This is a genomic window from Oceanospirillum sediminis (genome assembly GCF_014164585.1).
GTDB lineage: Bacteria > Pseudomonadota > Gammaproteobacteria > Pseudomonadales > Halomonadaceae > Oceanospirillum > Oceanospirillum sediminis.
On record NZ_JACJFM010000020.1, the window covers coordinates 63,376 to 85,889 of the forward strand.

Consider the following 22,514-nt stretch of genomic DNA (forward strand, 5'->3'; position numbering starts at 1 on the left):
ATAAAAATGCAGAACAGTCTGTTCTGCATTTTTGTTCAGGTTGTCATTTTTGTATTGACAGGCCAGAGCTTCTTGTCAGATAAAGTTACAGGCTGAAGCGTCTGATCTGGTCATGCAGATTATCGGCTAACTGGTTTAACTGGCTTGCTCTGGCTTTAGCCTGCTTCGACTCATCAGACAGCTGATCGGCAATACTCTTAATCCTCATAGTATTGTCCGTAATATTGCGGTTAACCAGACTTTGTTCTTCTGTCGCAGCAGCAGTCTGAGTAGACATATCACTGATCTCAGTAATAGCCTGTGTAATATAAGTCAGCTTTTCGTAGGCACTGGAAGCTTCCTCTACACTGACAGCTGCCTGTTGCTGACTGCTGGACATAAAGTGCACTGCTTCTGAAGAGGCTTTCTGAAGACTTTTAATCATCTCCTGAATCTCTTCTGTAGACTGATGGGTTCTCTGAGACAGTACACGTACTTCATCGGCGACAACCGCAAACCCTCGCCCTTGCTCTCCTGCACGAGCTGCTTCAATGGCCGCATTCAACGCTAACAGGTTTGTTTGCTCTGCAATATCCTGAATGGTCGATAATATGGAGTTGATTTGCTGAGCATGTTCGCTGAGCTTATCAATGACGCTGGCCGCATCTCTGATCTGTCCCGCCAGATTATCAATGGATTGTCGGCTGCTTTCGACGACATTCTGTCCTTCCTGGCTGGCAGAGGCGCATTGTTGAGAGGCAACGGCGGTATTTTCAGCATTACCGGCAATTTCGTGAGTAGCGGTTGCCATCTCCTGCACGGCTGAGGCGACCATGGAAACCTCTTTCATCTGGTTGATTACATCCTGACTGGTGCGCTCTGCCACCTGAGCACTGGCATTAGCTGTGGTTCTCAGATTGGTTGTCAGTTCAGAAATCTCTTTGATAATTCGGTGCATTGAATCAATAAAGTGATTGAAATGTTCAGCAAGAGAGCCGACTTCGTCCTGGCTTTCGATATTCAGACGTTTAGTCAGATCCCCTTCGCCCTGAGCGATCTCTTCTAAGGCCTGACCAATGGAGTGCAGAGGTTTAAGTACCCGGCTGATAATGATCATGCTGATGATGGCTGATGCGATGATCAGAACCAGGGCGACCATACCATTAACCAGTAACAGGTTAGACAGGGGTGCCATGACTTCTGCTTTATTCAGAGCAACACCGGCATAAAAGCGAGAGCTACCTACCTGTTCAAAGCGTATCAGGTGCTGAATGCCATTCAGAGTCTGAGTTACCATGTTGCCTTGTTCTGCCAGTCTTTGAATCATGTTCTGATTCAGTTCCTGTCCGATATCGGCAACAGGTTTCATGCTCATGGCTTTATCCGGATGAGCGATAATTGTACCCTTCTGATCAACCAGCATGACAAAGCCAGTATTACTCAGTTTGATACTCTGAATGGTCTCAATTGCTTCTGTCAGGCCAAGATCCGCAGCAACAACCCCGGAAAATCGCCCTTGAGTTTGCATGGGTGTGGCAACAGACAATACCAGCTGGCCTGAATTGGCATCAGCATAGGGTTCGGTGATGATCGTAGCGTTGTTCTGTCTGGCCTGCTGATACCAGGGACGTGTTCTGGCATCAAAACCTTTGTCCTCCAGCAGCTGCTGTATCTCAGGCTTTGAAAAAGCAAAGCCGCCGTCCTCTCTGCCAAGATAAAAAATATCATAATCACCGGACCTTTCGGCCTGTAACATTAATGGCAGCAGATTCGTCTGGTTTGCTGATAGTTGAGAGAATGATTCGACTACAGCGATTTTGCTTTTTAACCAGGCATTCAGAGTGACATTAGCATCATGTACGACACGTTGAGTATCGGTACTGACTGAGGCTGTAATTTGCTTTTTCAGGTCTGAATAGCTGGTCCATGTCAGAATCAGGGTGATCAGTAGTACAGGCAGCAGAATAGTGGCCAGCACCTTATGCTTCAGGGGCATTGCCAGATCCTCCGGGAGTTTATTCTTAAAGTTATTTATTCGGGGCTATATTTATCTGGGCAGAAGCTGTTGTGTTTTCCAGCCAGTAGCCTGAGAAAACGGCAGTTTTTGCAGATAAGCTTCTGCTCAGATATTCGGTAACAGAAATAAAGAAACCCCCGGTTTCTGTATGCTCAATGAGAAGCATACTGAAACCGGGGGTTCCTTATCAGAATTCCGTTACCTTTTTTAAGTTTAGCCAAAAGTCTAATATAAAAAAGCAGTCAATGATATCAAAAAGCTGAAAAATATTGTTTTGTGAGATATATATATTGTTATTTTTATATTTTGTGGTAAATAAAATTATACGCTCTAATGATAGATGGCTATGTAGGGTGTGAAGCTATTTGAGACAGGCATAAAAAAACCCTTCAGAAAGAATTTCTGAAGGGTTTTATCAGAAAGCGCTTATTCAGATCAGCATAGCGTTAGCCAGCCAGATCCAGCAACAGGCGGTTCAGACGCTGAACATAAGCGGCCGCATCTTTCAGCTGACGACCCTCTGCCAGCATCGCCTGATCCAGTACGATACGTGCCAGCTCACCAAAGCGGTCTTCGTCCGCTTCCTGATCCAGTTTCAGAATCAGTGGGTGAGTTGGATTCAGTTCCAGAACCGGCTTGGCTTCAGGGATCTCCTGACCTGCAGCGGCCATAATCTGACGCATCTGCTCACCCATTTCGCCATCATTCAGTACTACACACGCTGGGGATTCCGTCAGACGGTGAGTCACACGCACGTCATCAACCTGCTCTTTCAGCAGCTCTTTAACGCGCTCAACCATACCTTCGACTTTCTCAGCGGCTTCTTCCTGTGCTTTCTTGTCTTCTTCAGACTCGGTATCGCCCAGATCCAGTTCACCTTTTGCGACATCCTGGAAAGACTTACCATCGAACTCAGTCAGATGGCTCATCAGCCATTCGTCGATGCGATCTGCCAGCAGCAATACTTCGATACCCTTCTTACGGAAGATCTCCAGATGCGGGCTGCTCTTCGCAGTATTATAGTTCTCTGCTGTCAGGTAGTAGATCTTGTCCTGACCTTCCTGCATACGCTCAACGTACTCAGCCAGGGCGACATTCTGCACATCGGAGTCGTTGTGAGTGGATGCAAAGCGCAGCAGCCTGGCGATCTTCTCTTTGTTAGAGAAATCTTCACCAGGGCCTTCTTTCAGTACGCTGCCGAATTCATTCCAGAAGGTCTGGTATTTTTCAGCGTCGTTCTTCGCCAGTTTGCTCAGCATATCCAGTACACGTTTGGTCAGTGCACTCTTCATGGATGTGATGTTCGGATCCTGCTGCAGAATCTCACGGGAAACATTCAGAGAAAGGTCGTTAGAATCCACTACACCCTTGATAAAGCGCAGGTAAAGCGGCAGGAACTGTTCAGCGTCATCCATGATAAATACACGCTGTACATACAGCTTCAGACCACGGGAGGCTTCACGATGGTACAGATCAAACGGCGCTTTACCCGGCAGGTACAGCAGGCTGGTATATTCCAGCTTACCTTCAACCTTGTTGTGGCTCCAGGCCAGAGGATCGGCAAAGTCATGAGAAACGTGCTTGTAGAACTCCTGGTACTCTTCGTCTTTCACATCCGTACGGGAGCGGGTCCACAGGGCTTTTGCTTCGTTAACTGCTTCAAACTCAGGTGCTTTTTCTACCGGCTCTTCACCTTCTTCTGGCTGGCTGAAGTCCTGTTTCTCCATCAACACAGGTACAGCGATATGATCGGAGTACTTACGAATCAGGTTACGCAGGCGGAAATCTTCCGAGAACTCTTTCTCATCCGCTTTCAGCTTCAGTGTGATGCTGGTACCACGCTCGGCTTTTTCAACATTCTCAATGGTGAACTCGCCATCACCTTTTGATACCCAGCGCACGCCTTCGCCAGACGCTGAACCTGCTTTACGGGTAACAACTTCTACCTCTTCCGCTACGATAAAGGAAGAGTAAAAACCAACACCGAACTGACCAATCAGCTGAGAATCTTTTTTCTGATCACCGGTCAGCTGACTCAGAAACTCTGCAGTACCGGATTTAGCAATCGTTCCCAGATGGTCAATCACATCCTGACGACTCATACCGATACCGGTATCACTGATCGTCAGGCTGTTATTCTCGCTATCTGTAGTAATTGTAACCTGAAGGTCAGACTGTCCTTCATACAGAGCGTCATTTTCCAGCGCATTGTAGCGTAGCTTATCGCAAGCATCAGAGGCATTGGAAATCAGCTCACGTAGGAAGATCTCTTTGTTGGAATACAACGAGTGGATCATCAGGTGTAATAGCTGTTTTACTTCTGTCTGAAAACCAAGGGTTTCTTTCTGTGCTTCAGCGGACATTCAGTCAGACTCCTGTTTAAATGCATCCGATTTATTTGATTAGGCAGGTATATCCTCTGTCATTGCTGTCCCTGTCATATGGAAAAGCATTATGCGGATGAATACACCTTTGAGTGATTTCTGTAGATTGGGACTAATAGATATTTTTCAAGAGCAGATCTGAATGGGCAGGATAAACAGATCTGCTGATGACAGAATTACGGGCCATGACTGTTTATGAGGGGGCTTTTAAATATCAGCCTGGAAAGAGCTGTATCCTGACCGGATGCGGGCCTGACAGGGTTTCGCTATCAGTCAGCTTTTTTTTATCCAGACGAGGGGATTCAGGAAAATAACTATCCCTGTCTGTCTGGTTCTGTTCTTCTGTAGCTGCCTGAGTAAGGGAAGCCGGGTTGCTTTTCTGATCCGCTGCCTGAATATTGGAGGTTTCAGACCTGGCCTGGTTAAAACGAGCTACAGCAAACTCAAGTGGCTCTGAACGATAACGCCACACAAACCACATACCATAAAAGATTACAAAAACGACGATGACTTTAAGCCATAGGGCAAAAGGACGAAACAGAAGAGGATAGCTGACCATAGTCAACATCATCAGGGTTGAAAAAATTTTGACTTTCAGAGGAATAACTTTGTATTTTTCCCAGCCTCGAATCATAGGACCAAAGCTTTTCTGTCTGAGTAACCACTGATGCATACGTTCAGAGCCACGGGAAAAGAAAAAAGCGGCAAGAATAATAAAAGGGGTTGTTGGCAATAGCGGCAGTACAACCCCGATAGCCCCGACAACCAGAGCCAGATAGCCTGCGAGAAGATACAGAGGACGCTTAAAACTCTGCATAGACAGTCCCTTTATTTAATCTCTTAAATCAGTGCATTTGCACAAATGCTTATCAGTAACAATGCTGTTCAGATATGTATCATTCATTCTGGAACACTTTTCTGTGTTTGTCAGTTTTTTTCATTATGATTCAGATAGTTGTTGTTTTTTAATCGGTTATATCGATCTGAATGAGAATATTGCTGATTTCATCAGCCAGATCATATGAGGACATCTTACATGGTGGATTCTGTTCAGATAACTGCTGTTGTACCTGAACAGACGTTTTTCTATCACAGGGTGCTACTTCTCCAGTTAATGGCTGGAGAATATCAAAGTACTGTTTCGGGTATGTATTACGATTTATTCAGCAGTTCTTCAGCCTTCTCTGTCGCGTCTTCAACCCCTTCCTTTGTCGAGCAGGCCGCTCGTTTGGCTTTACACTGAGCAACACAACCGAGTTTACCAAATGAGTCGTTGTGGTATTCAACTTTACACGCCAGTTCGCAGGCTTCCTGTTTTAGTGAACAGGACGCCGTTGCCGTATGGCTCATCATAGCTGTCAGAAGAATAAAAAAAGGTACAATTACTTTGAACATTATCAGATTCCGCATCATAAGCTTTATTAAGTAAAGAGAAAGGATACACTGATATGTAAGCACTCACACAGAAGTTTCTCTTTGGCCGATGGCTCTATTCTCTAGACACTGTCCGAAAAAGATCGAAATACTTTTGTGTAAGTGTATTTTGGCCTTATACAGATTCGGACAGAGTCTCTTTATCATCAGGTTGTCAGTCACATAGCGTATGATGATTTTCTTCTGAGGGTTTCTGTTCGAGTGAGATATGTCTTTTAAAGGTATTGCCACTTTGAATTTAAAAAATGACCTGCCAGCTATTTATTCTGATTTTTCAGTACTGGATATTCAGGATGAATTTGTTGTGATTAGTAAAGCCGCAGGCGTTGATGTCCATCGGGACGGAGATAATCCCGGGATAGCGGAGAAAGTTGAGCAGGCCCTGAATACCGGGAAGCTGTATCTGGTGCACCGGCTTGATAAAGTCACTTCAGGTCTTATGTTACTGGCCAGAAGCGCAGAGAGTTGCGATGCACTGGCCCGCTTATTCAGAGAGAAGCAGATACAGAAATATTATCTGGCGCTTTCCGATAGTAAACCCGGCAAAAAACAGGGGCGGATTGTCGGAGATATGGCACGTTCTCGCAGAGGGAGCTGGAAGTTACTGAAGAGCCGTGAGAATCCAGCGATAACCCAGTTTTTCTCAGCATCAGTGATACCGGGGATACGTGCTTTTTTACTGAAACCTCATACTGGAAAAACCCATCAGCTGAGAGTAGCAATGAAGAGTCTGGGAGCACCGGTGGCCGGAGATCATCTTTATGCCGGTACCGATAAAGCAAGCCAACTGGATCGGGTATATCTGCATGCTTTTTGTATCAGCTTTGTTTTATGTAACCAGAACTACCGTTATAGTGTATTACCGGATCAGGGGGCTTTGTTCTGTAGTGACGAATTCAGAACAGCCATTTTGCCCTGGCAGAGTCCTGAACGACTGGACTGGCCCGGAAAATAGCTTTACCTGATCTACACCTGAAAATAACAACAATGTCAGCAGGTGAGACTCATGACTTCGGATAGTTGTGCTCGATTGATTGGTCTGAATGACCTGGAAAACGGAAATGGCCAGAAACATGGAAATAGTCAGCAATATAAGGACGATTGCGTTGTCATTCGGGAGCTTTTACCCCGTGATGCCCAGGCAATGACAGAGCTCAGGTGCTTATGCATTCGTCATGATCCTGAAAGCTTCTGTATGACTCTGGAAGAAGCGCAGCAGATACGTCTATCTCAGATGTATTCCATGCTACAGCGCTTTTGTCATTCACGGCGTTCAATGCTGTGGGGCGCTTTTTTCCGGGATCAGCTGGTTGGTCTGGTAGGAATGGAGGCGTTGACGGGTAACGTCCGTCAGCACAGAGGCATCGCAACCAGCTTGTGCGTCAGACCGGATCTGCGCCAGCAGGGAATAGGTAAAGCACTGGTTCAGGTGATGATCAATTATGCCAGGCAGTGCACCAGGCTGAGATACCTGGTGCTGGAAGTCAGCTCACACTCTGAAGCTGCGATTGCTTTATATCAGGCGTTGGGGTTCCGGCATAATGGCACAGAAAAAGAAGCGTTATGTTATGGCGATACTTATATTGATTTACTACGAATGAGTTTGCGCCTGTAACACTCAGTAATATTAAGTGCTACAGGCACAGCTTTGCTGGCTGATTTCTTTGATACCCGCTCTGAACTGATACACCTGATCTGGCAATAGCCGGGTCAGTATTTAAATCGGGATACCAGTTTATCCAGTTCCTGAGCCAGCTGGCTCAATTCGGCACTGTTTTTAGCCACTCGCTCAGAGGCTCCTGCTGCCTCTTCAGACATATTGTTGATCGCCATGATATTCTGCTCAATTTCATGAACAACTGCACTTTGCTCTTCACTGGCGCTGGCAATCTGGTCATTCATTGAGCTGATTTCGGCAATTGAACTGGCTATGGTGTTAAGAGCTTCATTCGCTGATGCGGCCTGTTCAACGGTCTGTTCTGCATGCTCACAGCTTTGTTGCATCACTGATACGGACGTCTGGGTACCGCTTTGCAGTTCTTCAATAACCTGCTGAATTTCCTCTGTGGCTTCCTGAGTCCGGCTGGCCAGGCTACGTACTTCATCGGCAACCACCGCAAAGCCTCGTCCTTGCTCTCCGGCACGGGCCGCTTCAATCGCTGCATTCAGCGCCAGTAAATTTGTTTGTTCGGCAATAGAACGGATAACACTAACCATACCATTAATATTTTCAGATTTTTCTTCCAGGTGCCGTATGGTGCTCATCGCTTTGTTGACGTTGCCGGATAAAGTGTCGACGTCATGTCGGGTATTCTCAACCACTTTCTGGCCGTCCTGGGTGATATGAGATGCGGTCTGAGCTGCCTGAGCGGCTTCGGTGGCATTTTTAGCAACATCAGCAACCGTTGCAACTATCTGATTAATGGCTGTCGCTGCCTGAGCGGTTTCAGCGGCCTGACGTTCTAATCTGTTTTTACTCTTACTGGCCAGTTCATTCATGGCTTCGGCAGTATTGTTCAGGGCCTGACTGGAGCGGGCCATATGTTCAACCATGCTACGAATATGGTGCGTGAACTGGTTAAAGGCACGGGACAGCCGGGTAATTTCATCATTACCTTTTTCTTCCAGCATCACTGTCAAATCACCATCTCCCGCTGCAATTTCGTCCATCGCCCGGTTGAGTTTATTAATTCTGTGCTGAATAACTCTCTGATAAACCCCCCATAACCAGAACAGCATAATAATAAGCATGCCTACGACTACGGCGGTAATTTTCAGACTGGTGCTCTGGCCTGCTGCCAGTCGATCTGATATATCGGTAGTGACTTCCAGTACGCCCCGCACATCTCCCATTTTCCAGTCGTTTTTAGGTGTGTCAGGGTGGCTGTTATGACAGGCTACACAAGCATCTGCCACCATGGTGTCAGCAATAGCTACTCTGATGAGTGTCTTACCGTCTTCCTCGCTTTCTGCTACCACTGTTTTTCCGGGGGATTGTACCAACTGATCCCAGGCTGAACGCTGGAAGCTATCCAGTTGTCTGTTCTGGCGATTAGGAAAAGGAAAGTTGCTGTATAGCTTAATTGTCAGTCCTTTATCTGCCATCAGGTTACTCAGGTCGTGAATCATAGTGGCAGGAAGAGGCACTTTGTCCGGATTATTTTTGTGATCAATGCCCGGACTGAGATCCGGAGACTGTACCACTTTACTGATCACATTCTGAGTGTAGTATTTTCTCAGGGTTTTAAACTGGTTGACTGTAGCCTCTGAGCTTTTAATGACATTGCGTGTTACGGTGTCGTGCAGTTGCACCGGAATAAACAGAATTAACACCAGCATAATAATCAAAATCAGAGCCAGGACCGGGATGGCCATCCGTGTAAATAATCCGCTGTTTTTCATGGGTACCTCTGAATACTTAAAAGGTGTTTTCAGGCACGTATTGATGACATTTTATGACTCAGCAAATATTAGTAATTCGCTTTACCTTGCAGAATAGTTTACGGGGATGAGATTTACCTGAAATTTATACATCGGCTTTCATCTGACTTTAAACTCAGCTCTGTACTATGAAAGACAACGACAGGTCATAATGCGTCTTTGCACAACACCAGGCCTTGCTGTAAAATTCTGCCCCTTTTCCAGATGCCCGGCTGATCGGGTCTCCAGAGGATATCTATGGACTCCAAGCGCTATTTAACTCCTGCCCAGATGAAGAACGATGTTCTGTCTGGTCTTACCGTTGCTCTGGCTCTGGTGCCAGAAGCTGTCGCATTCGCTTTTGTTGCCGGTGTGGAGCCTCTTGTGGGCCTGTATGCCGCTTTTATGATAGGCCTGGTGACGTCGCTGATTGGTGGACGCCCTGGTATGATCTCCGGTGCAACCGGTGCTCTGGCTGTTGTAATGGTATCCCTGGTGGCCCAGCATGGTGTGGAATATCTGTTTGCGGCTGTCGTGCTGATGGGTGTTATTCAGATTGGAGCGGGGATACTTAAACTGGGGAAATTTATCCGTATGGTGCCCCATCCGGTGATGCTGGGTTTTGTAAACGGTCTGGCCATTGTGATTTTTCTGGCCCAGCTGGGACAGTTTAAAGAAAAAAATGATGCCGGTGAGATGGTATGGCTGTCCGGTGAACCTATGATGATCATGGGTGGTTTGATTCTGCTGACTATGGGAATTATCCATTTCCTGCCTAAGCTGACCAAAGCTATACCGTCGTCACTGGCGGCGATTGTTGTAGTGTCTTTACTGGCTATTGTTCTGGGGCTGGATGCCAGAACGGTACAGAATGTACTGCAGGATATGACGGGTGATCCTCTGGCTTCTATTGCCGGTGGTTTCCCTAAGTTTAATATTCCTATGGTGCCTATGACACTGGAAACTCTCTGGATCATTCTGCCTTATTCCGTCATTCTGGCCGCTGTGGGCCTGATTGAATCTCTGTTAACTCTGAGTCTGATTGATGAAATGACAGAAACCCGTGGCCGGGGCAACAAAGAGTGTATCGGTCAGGGGACGGCTAATATTCTGACCGGGTTCTTCGGTGGTATGGGCGGTTGCGCCATGATTGGTCAGAGTATGATCAATATTAATTCCGGAGGGCGTGGTCGCCTGTCAGGCCTGACTGCTGCTATTTTTCTGCTGTTGTTTATTCTGTTTGCCTCTTCCCTGATTGAGCAGATTCCTGTCGCGGCTCTGGTTGGGGTGATGTTTATGGTGGTGATTGGTACCTTTGAATGGGCCAGTCTGCGTATGATGGGTAAAATTCCAAAATCAGATGCTTTCGTGATTGTACTGGTTTCCGGAGTGACTGTAGTCACCGACCTGGCCATCGCTGTGATTGTTGGTGTGATCGTATCGGCTCTGATTTTTGCCTGGGACCATGCTAAGCACATTCAGATTCGTGTACTGGAAGAAGATGATGATCACAGAGTTTACGAACTGACAGGTCCTCTGTTCTTTGCTTCGGTGAAAAACTTCAATGAGAAGTTTAATCCTAAAGATGATCCTCAGGATGTGGTGCTGGATTTCCGCAACTCCAGAGTGAGTGATCACTCGGCACTTGAAGCCATTGATGCACTGGCAGAGCGTTATATCGCTGCCGGAAAAACATTGCATTTACGTCACCTGAGTCAGGAGTGTCAGCAACTGCTGAAAAAAGCCGGTGATCTGGTTGAGGTCAATGTGATCGAAGATCCTAAGTATCATGTTGCAACGGATAAACTGGCATAATGCAGTTATCAGACACCATAGATACTCAGAACAGGCAGACAGAACGTCTGCCTGTTCTGTATCGGGATGAACACCTGATTGTTGTTCATAAACCTTCAGGTTTGCTGGTGCATCGCAGCCCGATAGACCGGCATGAGACTCGCTTTGCACTACAGATTGTCCGTGACCAGATTGGTCAGTATGTTTATCCGGTTCATCGATTGGATAAACCAACGTCTGGTGCTCTGATACTGGCATTGAGCAGAGATGCTGCACGTAGCCTGACACAGGCATTTACTGAGAAGACGGTCGAGAAAACCTATCTGGCGGTGGTGCGTGGGCATGCTCCGGATGCTGGAGAAATTGATCATGCTCTGGTTGAAGAGCCGGATAAAAAAATGCCGGGTAGCCATGCTAAATCAGATCCTCAACCTGCGTTTAGTCGTTATCGTTGTCTGGCGCGTGCAGAACTGCCTGTATGCATTGAGAAGTACCCACAGAGCCGCTTTTCCCTGGTGGAAGTAAAACCAGAGACCGGACGACGGCATCAGATTCGTCGACATATGAAGCATATCAATCACCCTGTTATTGGTGATGCTAAGCATGGACGGGGACGTTATAACCGGTACTTTAAAGAGTATATGGATAGTGATCGCTTACTGCTGGCAGCAGTCGCTATTGAGTTTGCACATCCTGTGAGTTCTGAGCGAATAAATATTACCTGTCCGGTTGAAGACAATATGCTGGCACTAATACGCAGGCTTGGCTGGAAATCTGAAGCTCAGTGCTACAGTGATAATCTGTTACTAACGCCAGCAGACAGTGAATTGATTGAATAGTGTGTACGATATGATGAGTGATGATTACGGTTTTCGTTTTGGTGGTATAGAGCGCCTGTATGGCTCTGTGGCTGCCCATGCATTTAAAGACGCTCATGTTGCTGTGGTCGGCATTGGCGGCGTAGGGTCATGGGGGGCTGAAGCCCTGGCGCGCAGTGGTATAGGCCATATAACCCTGATTGATCTGGATGATATATGTACTTCGAATATCAATCGACAGATCCATGCGATGGATGGTCAGGTCGGACGTTCAAAAGTTGAAGTTATGGCAGAACGTATCCGCCTGATTAGCCCAGAGTGTCAGGTTAATGCAGTATCGGCATTTGTGACAGAAAAGAATGTTACTGAGCTGATGCTGAAGGAATTTGATTATGTGCTTGATGCCATTGATTCCGTCAGACATAAGTGTGCAATGATCGCTTATTGTCGACGTAACAAGATTCCGTTGATCACCATAGGTGGTGCCGGGGGGCAGACCGATCCGTTACAGATCACTACAGCAGATCTGAGTAAAACAGAACAGGACCCACTGTTGGCTAAGACACGCAACCAGTTGCGTAGAAATTATAACTTTCCGGTAAATACGAAACGACGTTTTGGTATTGAAGCGGTGTATTCCACTGAGCAGCTGGTTTACCCCTCTGATGATGGCACTGTTTGTCATCAGAAGCCGGATAACGGTGAATCGGTCAGGCTGGACTGTCGAAGTGGATTTGGGGCTGTTACCGTCGTGACAGGTACCTTTGCGTTTGTTGCTGTATCCCGGATTCTGAAGAAAATTGCCGCCCGTGCAGAGCGGCAATTATCTGAAGACAACTGACAGGTTGTATGATCTGGCCTTCGTATCAGGCAGGTTAGCCCTGCAGTGATGCCTGAATACTGACGGCCAGTTGTTTCAGGGCATTACTGGCTTCGTGCATACCATCATCAGAGTTGTCCATATCATTCAGACTTTTCTGGATAAGCGCAGTAAAATACTCTTCCTGCTCCAATGTCAGATCCAGTTCGTGAAAACTGGCTCTGATCTCCAGAATCAGATTATTCGTCTGAGTTTTCATCCGGCTATCATGTCCGGCGATTTGTTCACTAAGGGTATCAATAATATCCTGGACCTTGCCCAGCACACTTCTGAGAGCCTGCTCTCTTTCTATATCCAGGTACTTCGCTTCCAGGCCTTCAATGATGACCGCAGTCACATCTCTGAGTCGACCATAATTAATTTCGTCACCTAAAGGCATATTTTTAATCAGGAACGAAACATGCTTGTCATTAAGAATCGTTCTGTTATCAAAATCATACAGCCTTCCAACACCTCTTAATAATTCGAACAAATTCTCTTCAATCGGACTACATTGACCGTTAACCTGATCATAAGAATGGATCGTTTTACCATGAAACTGCAAGCTGGTAATCAGATTCAGGTTGGACATCATATCGAAAAAATGTTTTGCCAGCTCATCCAGGGTTTTACTTTGCATACTATTTTTGAAGAATTGAAGTACATAACCATACTGGGAAGCTTCGGCCATCGACTGGAAAGCCATACTTCTGGAAAACTCTTCCTGGTCTTTCAGGCTACGTTTGTTCTGCTGATAATGTGCAACGGCATGGACTTTAGCCAGTAACTCCTTCATTTCAAAAGGTTTGGGGACAAAGTCATCCCCACCGGCATCATAAGCTCTCAGGCGCTCTTCAAGAGAATTATGACCGGAGACAAATACGACGGAAAAATCATCGCCGTGTTCCTGCTTCAGAGTCTGGCACAGGGATATACCGTCCTTGCCTGGCATACTGATATCAAGCAGGACAATATCTGGTTTGTGTTCTGCGAATAAGTTTTCTGCGTTCTGACTGGTCGTTGCTGTGTAAATCTGATATTCATCTTCCAGCATTTCGCTGACCAGCTCACAATGCATGTCATCATCGTCAACAATCAATAAGGTCAGTTCACTCATTATTTTTTCCTTTGTTACTGCCTGTTTCTGTTGCCGGTGCCTGTGGGGAGGGGCAAAAGGCGTGAGATTCATTGGGGCTGGAAACTGTTGGATACAGCACTTGCCCGGAATATTGTTCTTGATAGGTGATAGCCCATTCTGTAAAGCGACTGCCAGGCAGAGAAGGGCTGTAAAGATATCCCTGACCGATATCGCACCCTGAGCTGACCAGAAATTCCTCAATTTCCCGGGTTTCGATCCCTTCTGCAACACAGCGTACCCCAAGCTGGCGTGCCAGAGATATGGAGGATTTTACGATTGCCTCAGATATGGGACTGGATAGCATGCGTAGTACAAAACTCTTATCAATTTTGATCTCATTGAATGGTAGCTGATTCAGCTGTGCCAGAGAGGAATATCCGGTACCAAAATCATCCAGAGAAAGGTAAAAGCCTTTCAGTCTCAGTCGTGTTATCGCATCCAGACTGGATTGATTTTCTCCATCCAGTGCTATTCGCTCTGTAATCTCAAAGGTGATCTGTTCGGGACGTACCGCATATTTTTTTAACAGATCGGGCATCAGAGAAGCGAGATTCAGCTGGTCCAGATAAGCCGCTGATAAATTGACTGAAACCTGTAGCTCGGGCAAGCCAGCCTGTTGCCAGCGGAGCATCTGTTCCAGTGTCTGTTCTATGACTGTGAGGGTCAGGGGGAGTATCAGCTGATTACTTTCAATAACCGGCAGAAAACTGTCCGGCATAACGACTTTGCCACCGTAATGCCAGCGAACCAGAGCTTCAACGCCATGCAGATGGCCTGTAGTCAGGTTAATCTGAGGCTGAAAATAAGGGATGAACTCTTTGTTTTTTAAACCTTTCTCTATATCTGATAGTAGGAATTCTGGTTGATGATGCTTTTGTATCTGTTTAACAATGTCGTGTTGTTCCGTGAGTGGTTGCAGCAATAGGGCTTTAACATCCTGAACATTAAAGGGCTTAGGCAGAGTACCCAGTACCGGAATTTTTAGCTGGCCGGCCAGCTTCCGGGCTCCTTCCAGTACGGAATGCTCGAAACCTGTCATCAGTATCAGATGAGGTTTTCTGGGCAGTGCTCCCATATAATGGATAACTTCAATACCATCTATACCCGGCATTGACAGATCCAGGGCCAGAATGTCGATATCATTCAGCTCTTTTAAACGTTCGGTGCTGGTCAGATCGGTAATTGAAGCTGCAATATAGCCTGTCATTTCTGCGATATCTGAAACCAGTTCACAAATACCTTCTTCGTCATCAATGACCAGTAGCCGTTTAGTGGTAATATCGGCTGAATTAGTCATAGTAACTCCTTGCCTGTAATAGCTTCCTTTAGCGGCCTTATGTCCAGGACCAGCGGGACAGCGTTCTGACCAGCTCTAGGCGGCTGAAAGGTTTTTTTAACAGTTCACAGGAGGCTTTTCTGGCATCAGCGACCTGGATATTTTCAGCATAGCCTGAAGCCAGAATAATGCGAGTATCCGGGTAGTGTTGTTTAACCCATTGGGCCAGCCAGACACCATTCTGAGATCCGGGCATGACGATATCTGAGACGATCAGTGAAAAGCTGCGTTTTCTACTCTGCAATAGTTGTATCGCTGCGTCGGCACTGTCGGCCTGACTGACTTCAAAGCCCATGTGTTCCAGGGTTTCAGACAGAGAGGAGCGGATATCTTCTTCATCGTCAACAACCAGCGCAGGAAGGGACTTATTCAGATGGATGTCAGGAGTGTCAGATGATTCATCATTTTCCTGGCTAACTTTCTGAGAAGATCTTGGCAGCCAAAGGTGGAAACAGGAACCCTGATTATTCCGGCTTTCTACTTCCATAAAGCCATTACTGCGTTTAACAAACCCATACACCATACTCAGACCCAGGCCTGTGCCTTTACCTTTCTCTTTTGTGGTGAAAAAGGGATCAAAAATCCGATCTATGATATCGGATGGGATACCGGGACCTGTGTCCCGAACACTGATTTTCAGGTAGTCACCAGCTTCTCTGCCCCTAACCAGTAATGGATCTCCCGGTACCAGGGAAAAATTCTGCGCAGATATTGTCAGAGTACCTTTCCCGTCCATGGCATCCCTGGCGTTAATGGCCAGATTGATGATGACATCTTCAAAATCTCCTTTATCAATAATAACCGGCCAACTGTCCGGAGCCAGATTCAGGACGACTTCGATGTTGCTGGTCAGTGATTTTGTGATCAGCTCGATCAGATCACCGATAATCTCAGCGGTGTCGTAGGTCTGACTGTTAATTTGTTGCTGACGTGAGAACTGCATGAGCTTTCGGGTCAGGCTGGTTGTTCTGTCAGACGCTTTATTAATTGCTTTGATATGTTTCGCAATTTTTTCCTGATCGGACAGTTTGAGTTCCAGTAATTCTGCGTGGCCCCGGATAATATTAGTAATATTGTTCAGATCATGGGCAATCCCGCCCACCAGCTGGCCTACAGCTTCCATTTTCTGAGTCTGACGCAGACTCTGCTCCATACGTTTTTTTTCAGTAATATCATGTACAACCAGAAGAGACGACGGCTTGCCAGCGAGTTCAATGGAATGAGTATGGACTTCTACATCAACGATATCTCCTGAGTGCTTTTTCATTCGGGTTTCAAGCAGGCTGTACTCCTGATTATCTCCTTGTGAAAGAATCATACTGTGTACACCCATAACACATTCGATGGGAATAAGATCATAGATACTGCTGCCGAGCATCTCTTTCTGGCTATAACCGAACTCTTCTGTGGCTGCGTGGTTAACGGCAACAAACTTGAAGCTGTCTTTATCGACAGCCATCATAGCCATGGGACTGTCATAAAAAAGCAAGCGAAACTGTTGTTCCTGTATCACCAGGGCATCCTGAATTCTCTGGCGATGTTCATTCAGAATCAGAATATGAAGATAGTTTGCGACCTCTCGGGCAAAGTTGTACTGATCGTCATACCATTGCAGGCGGTCAAAATCTTCAATGACCAGAAAACCCATAAGATGGGACTCCTTGACGATAGCAGCACACATCAGGGTGTTGATTTTATGGCGCTTAAAGTAGTCTCTGCTGAGGAAATCCGGTTGTTGATGAGGTTCTGTCAGGTTTGTCAGGGCCATCACTCTGATCTGCTCCAGTTGTCGGACAAAGGGACTCTTCTGAGTCAGAACCAGAGGCTGGCATTCACTGTACGGTACATTATGTGATTCTGTCTGACAGTAATTGCGAAATAAAGGGCTGTCATCTTCAGTCAGCCATATACCAACTCTGGGGGCGTTCATTGTTCGGGCCGTAATATGGCAGATCTGATGAGCCAGGTTTTCGAAGGACTCTGTTCCTAATGTGGATAATCGTGCAACCTCCAGAGTACTGCGTTGCTGGTGCTGTATACGGATTATACGTTCCTGGCGCTGAGTCACTGATTCCAGCTCCTGGCTGATATCCTGCACTGTAATACAAAAGGACAGGTCTGATTCATTCAGCCGGGATTCGCAGGTCACTCGTACGGGAATCTCTTTACCATTACGGGTGAACGCCTTCAGTTCCTGGTATTTTTCATGGTAATTATCCGGGATATTACCTGGGTGCAGATTCAGCTTAATCTGAGGAATCAGACGGGTAACTGCCTGCCCGATCAGGTTCTCCGAAGGTAATGCCAGCAAACTGGCCGCGGCCTGATTCGTCATCATAATGTAGCCATCAATATCAGTAATAAGACGAGCATGGTTACTGCAGTAGAAATGTTCGTCTTCACCTTCTTTGTCAGATGGTGAGGTTATATCTTTTTTATTGCCTTTATCGGAGTCATCTGGGGAGAGAGGCGCTGTTTCTTCGTAGTCTGGCAGAGGCTCAAATAAAAGTAGATTCATCACAAATGCCAGGTAGGGTTCCAGACTGGTAATATGCCTTGTGGCGTAATCCGTAGCTTTATCTGCTATTGCTAACAGGCCTTTTCTCTCTCCTGTGGTACTGGTCAGAGGAATCAGAAGTAATCTATGGAAAAAGGAGCAGGCATCCGGATCATCAAATATCATTTTCATATGACTCTGATGATTAGCGATCAAGGGAGCATTTCTTCTCAAAGCAGGTAACAACCATTTTTTCACCCGATTATCAATCAGGTAAGGAGGGGGACCCTCTGTTGCCGGAAAATGTTCTGATTCCTGCCAGAGAGCACGGATATTATTGTTGCTATCTGAATGCAGCAGCACGGCGTAACGGCTGCCGGTCAACTTGATCATGTGATTCATTGATAGCAGAATCAACTGATCAGGAGCTTCGTTATTGTCCAGCATCGTAATAAGTTGTTTCAGATCGGATAGTGCCTGATGCCTGAATTTCTGGTCTGCCATGACATTTCCTTGAACTAAAGATTTATTCCATACGCTTTTTTAAAAGTGCAGGATCTTTTCTAAACAATTAGGCCATAAGCTGGCGTTGCGCAAAGATTTTTATGTGTCATTCTGTGGCTTAAACTCAGTGATCATAATCGTTCACAAAGGGCTGATGCTTCTGACAAACTTGGCTATGCTGTTAAACATGGAGCAATCAACGGAGTATCAGCTCTGGCGGAATCTTTAATATGTTTTTATGTCATTGCCCGTATGAAACATGCTATGTGTCAGTCTGCTGTGAGGATGATTAAGGAGGTCAGATTGATTAATACCGACTTTTCAGGGAAGGGACACTGGCTCAGATTCTTTATAACCGGGATCATTTTTCTGATTCTGACCGGGTGTGAATCTGATGACAACGAAAGTGCGAGTGAGACGACGTCACAATCCAGCACCGGGTTGTTAGCTCTTTTTCCGCAAAAAATAGATGGCTCTGGCTGGAATAAAGCCGGATATGCCGGAGCTGAGGGGTTGAGTAAACGCCTGGGGCTGAACTTTCATTACCTGGAAACTGTTCAATTCAGTGATGAGGCTTTATTTCATCAGCAGGTTGGCGAACAGATACTGAAAAATGATATCCGGATCGTTATGGCTCACGGAGGACAATATATTAATGCCATTAACCGGATAGCGACTGATTATCCGAGGGTTAATTTTGTTATTAATAGCTCCTGTGCAGGTAATAATGCCAATGTTGGGTGTCTTTCTTTTAACTGGCGACAGTTAGGTTTGATTGCAGGCGTGGCTGCGGCACTTAAAACAGACAGTCAGCGGATTGGCTTTATTGGTGGTATGAAGCTGGATGTTCTGGAACAGCTGGCTGATGGCATGGAGCACAGCGCCAGGCATATCAGGCCTGGTATTGAGTTTAAGCGAATCTGGCTGGATAGCTGGACCAGTGAGCGACAGGCACTGGAAGCTGCAAGAGATATGATTGCCGGAGGTGTTGATGTTATCGCCGTGAATGCTGATCCGGCATCGAAGGTTATATACCCGTTACTGGAACAGCATGATGTTGCTATTGTTGGACGACAGCTTGAGCAATACGAGCGGTTTCCGCAAACCATGCTGGCTAATGTACAGCTGAATACAAAAAGACTGATTGAGTTTGGTTTTCAGCAGATGCTTCAGGGACGATGGGAGGGAAAATTACATCAGTTCGGTATATATGATCAGGTTCAGAGTATTACTCTGGCCGATCATCAGCTGACCCCGGCCCAACGAAAAATTTATGAGTCCTTTTATCATGATATTCTCAGTGGAACGTTTGAAAGAGGGCAGTGAGCTGGCTTATGGAATCAGTTAGAGCATTACCTTTTGCGATTTTTATACGCTTTGTATGTCTGGTCTGTCTGTGTTGGTGGGGCGTTTCGGGATGTAGTCCGGCAGATGATGGGGGGCGGACAGATAGCGAATTCCATAAGATGGAAGTTATTATTCTGATACCTCAGACCAGAAAGGATGATTCATGGAGTGCTCAGGGTTACGATGCTGCTGCCAGAATTCGTACCCAGCTGAATGCCAGGGTACGTGTCGTTCCTGAAAGTGATCCGCAACGCTTTAATATTACTAAGCAGAAAAAAAAGTTAATTGGTTTACTGGATGAAGGGGTTGATCTGGTTATTGGCCTGGGTGGACAGTATGAAACTCTGTTAAGAGAATTGGCAGAGATATATCGCTACAGCAGCTTTGCCGTCGTCGGAGAGGCCATCGGTAATCAGCATAATTTTGCCGGAGTCAGTGGACGCTTTGATGACCTGGGATATGTGATGGCGGAGCTGGCTGTTGATCATACTGTGTCCGATCAGCCCGTTCTGGGGTTTCTTGGCGGTATTCCATTCAGAAACTATCAACGAATGCTGAGTGCTTATGAGAGTCGTATTTACGCGCTCAGGCCTGAGGCTGAAGTCATGGTGGACTGGGTCAGCAGTTTTGCTGATACTGATCTGTCGGTCAAGAAAGCCAGAGTGTTACTGGAGCAAGGCGCTGAAATTCTGCTGGTTAATACCGGAATGGGTAATCAGGCTATTGCTGAACTGTTTAAGCAGTACCCAGAGCGTAAACTCTTATTAATTGATACAGAACCCAGAACAGAATGGAATAAATCTCAGGTACTGGCTACAGGTACTATGGATGTCGCAGGTATTGCTACTCACACTGCTCATCAGGTCGTAAAAGGACACTGGAGAGGAGAGCAGATGCGTTTCAGTTTTGATGAAAATGTGGCCCGTATCAGCATGAACAACAGGGTGGTGAACCAGGGGGCTTATGGTCGGATTAAAAAACTGACAGGGCATTTACGTGATGGTAAGGATCTCGATGACAATAAAGCTGATTTTCCGGACAGCGAATAATGAAAAGTATCCGGCGACTACTACTATCAGGCAGTCTGAGCCTGACTTTTATTGCTGTGCTGGTGACACTGGTACTTATTTTGCCGGTGGGATTCTATGCTCTGGAGAAACAGGCGCATGTACATGCAACCCGTGGCAGTCTGCTAGCGGCTGAGACGGTTAAAATATTCTGGGATGAGATTTCCCGTAGCCTGAATCTGCTGGGCAGAGTCAGAGGCTTTTCTGAGATTGAGCCTGAATTAGCCGGGTCAGTGATGCAAGCTCTGATGCGACAGAATAATGCTTTTGAGCTGGTGGTTCTGTATGACAGAACGGGGCGAATTCTTGTTGAAAAAAGCCCTTATGGCAGAAAAGCGCTGAACTCAGTCAGTGAGGAAATATTTTTTCGCCGGGCCGCAGTCAGGCATGAGGAATTCTTATCTCAGCCTATTTATGATCCTTTACTGAAAAGTAGTTTTGTTATTTTTTCTATTCCTGTGCGGAATCAGGCGGATCAGATTGATGGTGTACTCATGGCCCATGTTAATCTGCATCATATCTCTTTTTTACTATCCCGTATCCAGATGGATCTTGACGGGGCTGTATGGCTATCAGACAGGAAAGGTGTACCAATTGCTTCGGGAACGAATCTGAGCCATGAATATCTGGCTGGTATGCAACAGATGCTCTTACAGAATAAAAAGCAGCAGCAACTGCAAATGAATGGTGAAGTTCGTTTTGATCGTTATCCCGGAGGTTTCGGTCAGGATGTGCTGGGCAGTGCCCGCACATTATTTGGCACACCCTGGCTGGTAATTGCCGAAGTGCCTTATTCTCTGATCAGCACACCGCTAAAGAATATGCTGATACTCACCTTATCAGGTGCTCTGGTATCTTTATTGACTGTTTTTCTTATCAGCAGAAAGATTACACGTAAAATTACGGACCCTCTGAATCAGATGGTTAAAGCGGCAGATCAGGTGAGTCGGGGAGAATATCATGCCAGTCTGTCTATTGATTCCCCGGCTGAATTTGCACTGGTAGCCGATGCTTTTAATAAAATGACCCATAAAGTCGAAGGCGCAATTGCAGATCTTCAGAACCTGAATGATCAGCTGGAACACCGGGTAGAGGATAGAACCCGTGAGCTGTCTGATACTTTGCACGAACTGAAGAGAACTCAGCAAGAGCTGATTGAAAGTGAAAAAATGGTGGCATTGGGTGAGTTAGTAGCAGGCATCGCCCATGAAATTAATACACCGGTGGGTATCTGCGTGACGGCCTGTTCTTATGTTCAGGATGATCTGATCGGGTTACAAAAAGCATTTGATGCGAAGTCACTGACGCCTTCTATGCTACAAGAACATATTGATCAGGCTACCGATGCGTATCAGCTGGTCAGAAGTAATCTGGATCGTGCATCGCAGCTGATCAGTGACTTTAAAAAAGTGGCTGTTGATCAGTCACACAGTGAGAGTCGGGAGTTTTTACTGGTGGATTATGTCAGAGCTGTTTCAAATTCACTGACTCCAACGCTGAAAAAGAGGAAACATACGGTCGAGGTATCTGGCCCTGAAGAACTGGAAGTATTCCATAATCCGGGAGCTATCTCTCAGGTTGTGGTCAATCTGATTATGAACTCTGTGATTCATGGTTTTGATCAGAAAGACCGGGGCCGGATTATGATTGATATCCATCTTTCAGAGGCTGGCGATGTTGTTCTGGAGTACTCTGATAACGGCAAAGGGATGGATAAAGAGCAGCAATCGAAAATTTTTCATCCTTTTTATACTACCAGACGGGGCAACGGAGGCAGTGGATTAGGAGGCAATATTATCTATAACCTGGTGACTCAGTCTCTGAAAGGCAGTATCAGGGTACACAGTGAAACCGATCAGGGGGTTCACTTTACTCTATGTTTTCCTGTCAGTGCACCACCACAGCCTGTGATGAAATAGC

The 22,514-nt window shown here is 46.2% G+C and carries 16 protein-coding genes; 8 read left to right on the forward strand and 8 right to left on the reverse strand.

Features of this window, described 5'->3' with window-relative positions; translation table 11 throughout:
- Nucleotides 1–85 precede the first annotated feature (85 nt).
- From H4O21_RS14920 to H4O21_RS14935, 4 genes are all read right to left on the reverse strand, one after another.
- A complete protein-coding gene (locus H4O21_RS14920; protein WP_182809672.1) occupies nucleotides 86–1,975 on the reverse strand; it encodes a methyl-accepting chemotaxis protein in 1,890 nt (629 codons plus the stop codon).
- A 467-nt stretch (nucleotides 1,976–2,442) separates the two neighbouring features.
- Nucleotides 2,443–4,359, reverse strand: a complete 1,917-nt coding sequence (gene htpG / locus H4O21_RS14925) for a molecular chaperone HtpG (RefSeq protein WP_182809673.1) — start codon at nucleotides 4,357–4,359, stop codon at nucleotides 2,443–2,445.
- 235 nt (nucleotides 4,360–4,594) lie between these two features.
- A complete protein-coding gene (locus H4O21_RS14930) occupies nucleotides 4,595–5,197 on the reverse strand; it encodes a YbaN family protein (RefSeq protein WP_182809674.1) in 603 nt (200 codons plus the stop codon).
- Between the two features lie 335 nt (nucleotides 5,198–5,532).
- Nucleotides 5,533–5,775 (reverse strand): hypothetical protein, encoded by a 243-nt coding sequence (locus H4O21_RS14935; protein ID WP_182809675.1) that lies wholly within the window; start codon nucleotides 5,773–5,775, stop codon nucleotides 5,533–5,535.
- Nucleotides 5,776–6,046: 271 nt separating this feature from the next.
- On the opposite strand from H4O21_RS14935, the gene H4O21_RS14940 reads away from it, so the two are divergent.
- Both H4O21_RS14940 and H4O21_RS14945 read left to right on the forward strand, forming a co-directional pair.
- Complete coding sequence (locus tag H4O21_RS14940; protein ID WP_255487320.1) at nucleotides 6,047–6,769, forward strand: TIGR01621 family pseudouridine synthase; 723 nt, start codon at nucleotides 6,047–6,049, stop codon at nucleotides 6,767–6,769.
- A 51-nt stretch (nucleotides 6,770–6,820) separates the two neighbouring features.
- A complete protein-coding gene (locus tag H4O21_RS14945) occupies nucleotides 6,821–7,429 on the forward strand; it encodes a GNAT family N-acetyltransferase (protein ID WP_182809677.1) in 609 nt (202 codons plus the stop codon).
- A 95-nt stretch (nucleotides 7,430–7,524) separates the two neighbouring features.
- Here the strand turns inward: H4O21_RS14945 and H4O21_RS14950 are convergent, their stop codons facing one another.
- Nucleotides 7,525–9,189: a methyl-accepting chemotaxis protein gene (locus H4O21_RS14950; RefSeq protein ID WP_182809678.1), complete on the reverse strand. Its 1,665-nt coding sequence runs from the start codon at nucleotides 9,187–9,189 to the stop codon at nucleotides 7,525–7,527.
- A gap of 303 nt (nucleotides 9,190–9,492) precedes the next feature.
- Between H4O21_RS14950 and H4O21_RS14955 the strand changes: the two genes are divergently transcribed.
- From H4O21_RS14955 to tcdA, 3 genes are read left to right on the forward strand one after another with little or no spacing between them, the layout of a single operon-like run.
- The gene (locus H4O21_RS14955) at nucleotides 9,493–11,049 is read left to right on the forward strand and encodes a SulP family inorganic anion transporter (RefSeq protein WP_182809679.1); all 1,557 of its coding nucleotides are present in this window, start codon (nucleotides 9,493–9,495) and stop codon (nucleotides 11,047–11,049) included.
- On the forward strand, nucleotides 11,049–11,867 hold the full coding sequence (locus tag H4O21_RS14960; RefSeq protein ID WP_182809680.1) for a pseudouridine synthase: 819 nt from the start codon (nucleotides 11,049–11,051) through the stop codon (nucleotides 11,865–11,867). Before H4O21_RS14955 ends, H4O21_RS14960 begins: the two co-directional genes overlap by 1 nt.
- A gap of 13 nt (nucleotides 11,868–11,880) precedes the next feature.
- On the forward strand, nucleotides 11,881–12,687 hold the full coding sequence (gene tcdA / locus H4O21_RS14965; RefSeq protein ID WP_182809696.1) for a tRNA cyclic N6-threonylcarbamoyladenosine(37) synthase TcdA: 807 nt from the start codon (nucleotides 11,881–11,883) through the stop codon (nucleotides 12,685–12,687).
- Nucleotides 12,688–12,721: 34 nt separating this feature from the next.
- On the opposite strand, the gene H4O21_RS14970 is transcribed toward tcdA, so the two are convergent.
- Genes H4O21_RS14970 through H4O21_RS14980 form a run of 3 tightly spaced genes read right to left on the reverse strand, consistent with a single transcriptional unit; the run spans nucleotide 12,722 to nucleotide 18,180 of the window.
- A complete protein-coding gene (locus H4O21_RS14970; RefSeq protein WP_182809681.1) occupies nucleotides 12,722–13,822 on the reverse strand; it encodes a response regulator transcription factor in 1,101 nt (366 codons plus the stop codon).
- Entirely contained in the window at nucleotides 13,815–15,140 is a 1,326-nt protein-coding gene (locus tag H4O21_RS14975; protein ID WP_182809682.1) for an EAL domain-containing protein, read from the reverse strand. The genes H4O21_RS14970 and H4O21_RS14975 overlap by 8 nt, the downstream gene beginning before the upstream one ends.
- A 37-nt stretch (nucleotides 15,141–15,177) precedes the next feature.
- Entirely contained in the window at nucleotides 15,178–18,180 is a 3,003-nt protein-coding gene (locus H4O21_RS14980; protein WP_182809683.1) for a PAS domain S-box protein, read from the reverse strand.
- A gap of 303 nt (nucleotides 18,181–18,483) precedes the next feature.
- Between H4O21_RS14980 and H4O21_RS14985 the strand changes: the two genes are divergently transcribed.
- From H4O21_RS14985 to H4O21_RS14995, 3 genes are read left to right on the forward strand one after another with little or no spacing between them, the layout of a single operon-like run.
- Nucleotides 18,484–19,506 (forward strand): BMP family ABC transporter substrate-binding protein, encoded by a 1,023-nt coding sequence (locus H4O21_RS14985; RefSeq protein ID WP_182809684.1) that lies wholly within the window; start codon nucleotides 18,484–18,486, stop codon nucleotides 19,504–19,506.
- Between the two features lie 8 nt (nucleotides 19,507–19,514).
- Entirely contained in the window at nucleotides 19,515–20,576 is a 1,062-nt protein-coding gene (locus H4O21_RS14990; protein ID WP_182809685.1) for a BMP family ABC transporter substrate-binding protein, read from the forward strand.
- Nucleotides 20,576–22,513 (forward strand): sensor histidine kinase, encoded by a 1,938-nt coding sequence (locus H4O21_RS14995; RefSeq protein WP_182809686.1) that lies wholly within the window; start codon nucleotides 20,576–20,578, stop codon nucleotides 22,511–22,513. The genes H4O21_RS14990 and H4O21_RS14995 overlap by 1 nt, the downstream gene beginning before the upstream one ends.
- The last annotated feature ends 1 nt before the right edge of the window (nucleotide 22,514 follow it).

Excerpts from the sequence above, each read along its gene's own strand:
- H4O21_RS14920 (WP_182809672.1), bottom strand. The coding sequence starts at position 1,975 with ATGCCCCTGAAGCATAAGGTGCTGGCCACTATTCTGCTGCCTGTACTA.
- htpG (WP_182809673.1), bottom strand. The coding sequence starts at position 4,359 with ATGTCCGCTGAAGCACAGAAAGAAACCCTTGGTTTTCAGACAGAAGTA.
- H4O21_RS14930 (WP_182809674.1), bottom strand. The coding sequence starts at position 5,197 with ATGCAGAGTTTTAAGCGTCCTCTGTATCTTCTCGCAGGCTATCTGGCT.
- H4O21_RS14935 (WP_182809675.1), bottom strand. The coding sequence starts at position 5,775 with ATGTTCAAAGTAATTGTACCTTTTTTTATTCTTCTGACAGCTATGATG.
- H4O21_RS14945 (WP_182809677.1), top strand. The coding sequence starts at position 6,821 with ATGACTTCGGATAGTTGTGCTCGATTGATTGGTCTGAATGACCTGGAA.
- H4O21_RS14950 (WP_182809678.1), bottom strand. The coding sequence starts at position 9,189 with ATGGCCATCCCGGTCCTGGCTCTGATTTTGATTATTATGCTGGTGTTA.
- H4O21_RS14955 (WP_182809679.1), top strand. The coding sequence starts at position 9,493 with ATGGACTCCAAGCGCTATTTAACTCCTGCCCAGATGAAGAACGATGTT.
- H4O21_RS14960 (WP_182809680.1), top strand. The coding sequence starts at position 11,049 with ATGCAGTTATCAGACACCATAGATACTCAGAACAGGCAGACAGAACGT.
- tcdA (WP_182809696.1), top strand. The coding sequence starts at position 11,881 with ATGAGTGATGATTACGGTTTTCGTTTTGGTGGTATAGAGCGCCTGTAT.
- H4O21_RS14970 (WP_182809681.1), bottom strand. The coding sequence starts at position 13,822 with ATGAGTGAACTGACCTTATTGATTGTTGACGATGATGACATGCATTGT.
- H4O21_RS14975 (WP_182809682.1), bottom strand. The coding sequence starts at position 15,140 with ATGACTAATTCAGCCGATATTACCACTAAACGGCTACTGGTCATTGAT.
- H4O21_RS14980 (WP_182809683.1), bottom strand. The coding sequence starts at position 18,180 with ATGGCAGACCAGAAATTCAGGCATCAGGCACTATCCGATCTGAAACAA.
- H4O21_RS14990 (WP_182809685.1), top strand. The coding sequence starts at position 19,515 with ATGGAATCAGTTAGAGCATTACCTTTTGCGATTTTTATACGCTTTGTA.
- H4O21_RS14995 (WP_182809686.1), top strand. The coding sequence starts at position 20,576 with ATGAAAAGTATCCGGCGACTACTACTATCAGGCAGTCTGAGCCTGACT.